This is a genomic window from Bacillus cereus group sp. MYBK14-1 (assembly GCF_051916885.1).
GTDB classification, from domain to species: Bacteria; Bacillota; Bacilli; order Bacillales; family Bacillaceae_G; genus Bacillus_A; species Bacillus_A cereus.
In genome coordinates this window covers 1-2,945 of record NZ_JBQAHM010000045.1, presented here as the reverse complement: position 1 = coordinate 2,945, position 2,945 = coordinate 1, and the positions used below count along the sequence as shown (strand labels likewise).

Genomic DNA, 2,945 nt, shown 5'->3' with positions numbered 1-2,945 from the left:
TTGCTACATATTATATGGTTAAGTCCTCGATCTATTAGTATTCGTCAGCTCCACATGTCACCATGCTTCCACCTCGAACCTATCAACCTGATCATCTTTCAGGGATCTTACTAGCTTACGCTATGGGAAATCTCATCTTGAGGGGGGCTTCATGCTTAGATGCTTTCAGCACTTATCCCTTCCGCACATAGCTACCCAGCTATGCCCTTGGCAGAACAACTGGTACACCAGCGGTGCGTCCATCCCGGTCCTCTCGTACTAAGGACAGCTCCTCTCAAATTTCCTACGCCCACGACGGATAGGGACCGAACTGTCTCACGACGTTCTGAACCCAGCTCGCGTACCGCTTTAATGGGCGAACAGCCCAACCCTTGGGACCGACTACAGCCCCAGGATGCGATGAGCCGACATCGAGGTGCCAAACCTCCCCGTCGATGTGGACTCTTGGGGGAGATAAGCCTGTTATCCCCGGGGTAGCTTTTATCCGTTGAGCGATGGCCCTTCCATGCGGAACCACCGGATCACTAAGCCCGACTTTCGTCCCTGCTCGACTTGTAGGTCTCGCAGTCAAGCTCCCTTATGCCTTTGCACTCTACGAATGATTTCCAACCATTCTGAGGGAACCTTTGGGCGCCTCCGTTACACTTTAGGAGGCGACCGCCCCAGTCAAACTGCCCACCTGACACTGTCTCCCGGGTCGATAAGACCCGTAGGTTAGAATTTCAATACAGTCAGGGCGGTATCCCACCAGCGCCTCCACCGAAGCTAGCGCTCCGGTTTCAATGGCTCCCGCCTATCCTGTACAAACTGTACCAAAATTCAATATCAGGCTACAGTAAAGCTCCACGGGGTCTTTCCGTCCTGTCGCGGGTAACCTGCATCTTCACAGGTACTATAATTTCACCGAGTCTCTGGTTGAGACAGTGCCCAAATCGTTACACCTTTCGTGCGGGTCGGAACTTACCCGACAAGGAATTTCGCTACCTTAGGACCGTTATAGTTACGGCCGCCGTTTACTGGGGCTTCAGTTCAGAGCTTCGCTTACGCTAACCCCTCTCCTTAACCTTCCAGCACCGGGCAGGTGTCACCCCCTATACTTCGCCTTACGGCTTCGCAGAGAGCTGTGTTTTTGCTAAACAGTCGCTTGGGCCTATTCACTGCGGCTTTCCGTTAAGAAAGCACCCCTTCTCCCGAAGTTACGGGGTCATTTTGCCGAGTTCCTTAACCAGAGTTCTCTCGCACACCTTAGGATTCTCTCCTCGCCTACCTGTGTCGGTTTGCGGTACAGGCACCTTTTATCTCGCTAGAAGCTTTTCTTGGCAGCGGGGAATCAAAGACTTCGCTCCATAAGGAGCTTCCCCATCACAGCTCAGCCTTTACGATAAGCGGATTTGCCTACTTATCAGCCTAACTGCTTGGACGTGCACAACCAATCGCACGCTTCTTCTATCCTTCTGCGTCCCTCCATTGCTCAAACGATAAAGAGGTGGTACAGGAATATCAACCTGTTGTCCATCGCCTACGCCTGTCGGCCTCGGCTTAGGTCCTGACTAACCCTGAGCGGACGAGCCTTCCTCAGGAAACCTTAGGCATTCGGTGGACGGGATTCTCACCCGTCTTTCGCTACTCATACCGGCATTCTCACTTCTAAGCACTCCACCAGTCCTTCCGGTCTGACTTCACTGTCCTTAGAACGCTCCCCTACCACTGATACCATTGGTATCAATCCGCAGCTTCGGTGGTGTATTTAGCCCCGGTACATTTTCGGCGCAGAGTCACTCGACTAGTGAGCTATTACGCACTCTTTAAATGGTGGCTGCTTCTAAGCCAACATCCTAGTTGTCTAAGCAACTCCACATCCTTTTCCACTTAATACACACTTTGGGACCTTAGCTGGCGGTCTGGGCTGTTTCCCTTTTGACTACGGATCTTATCACTCGCAGTCTGACTCCTAAGGATAAGTCATTGGCATTCGGAGTTTGACTGAATTCGGTAATCCGATGAGGACCCCTAGTCCAATCAGTGCTCTACCTCCAAGACTCTTACACTTAAGGCTAGCCCTAAAGCTATTTCGGGGAGAACCAGCTATCTCCAGGTTCGATTGGAATTTCTCCGCTACCCACACCTCATCCCCGCACTTTTCAACGTGCGTGGGTTCGGGCCTCCATTCAGTGTTACCTGAACTTCACCCTGGACATGGGTAGATCACCTGGTTTCGGGTCTACGACCACGTACTAAACGCCCTATTCAGACTCGCTTTCGCTGCGGCTCCGCCTCTTCAGCTTAACCTCGCACGGGATCGTAACTCGCCGGTTCATTCTACAAAAGGCACGCCATCACCCGTTAACGGGCTCTGACTATTTGTAGGCACACGGTTTCAGGATCTCTTTCACTCCCCTTCCGGGGTGCTTTTCACCTTTCCCTCACGGTACTGGTTCACTATCGATCACTAGGGAGTATTTAGCCTTGGGAGATGGTCCTCCCAGATTCCGACGGAATTTCACGTGTTCCGCCGTACTCAGGATACATTCAAGAGAGAACGAAGTTTCGACTACGGGGTTGTTACCCTCTACGACGGACCTTTCCAGGTCGCTTCGTCTACCTCGTTCCTTTGTAACTCCGTATAGAATGTCCTACAACCCCAAGAGGCAAGCCTCTTGGTTTGGGCTATGTTCCGTTTCGCTCGCCGCTACTCAGGAAATCGCATTTGCTTTCTCTTCCTCCAGGTACTTAGATGTTTCAGTTCCCTGGGTCTGTCTTCCTTACCCTATGTATTCAGATAAGGATACCATACCATTACGTATGGTGGGTTTCCCCATTCGGAAATCTTCGGATCAAAGCTTACTTACAGCTCCCCGAAGCATATCGGCGTTAGTCCCGTCCTTCATCGACTCCTAGTGTCAAGGCATCCACCGTGCGCCCTTTCTAACTTAACCAAACTAAAA

The 2,945-nt window shown here is 51.6% G+C and carries 1 rRNA gene; it reads right to left on the bottom strand.

What is annotated here, in order from left to right:
* Window positions 1-14: 14 nt before the first annotated feature.
* A 23S ribosomal RNA gene (locus tag ACTFR3_RS30420) occupies window positions 15-2,936 on the bottom strand.
* Window positions 2,937-2,945 lie beyond the last annotated feature (9 nt).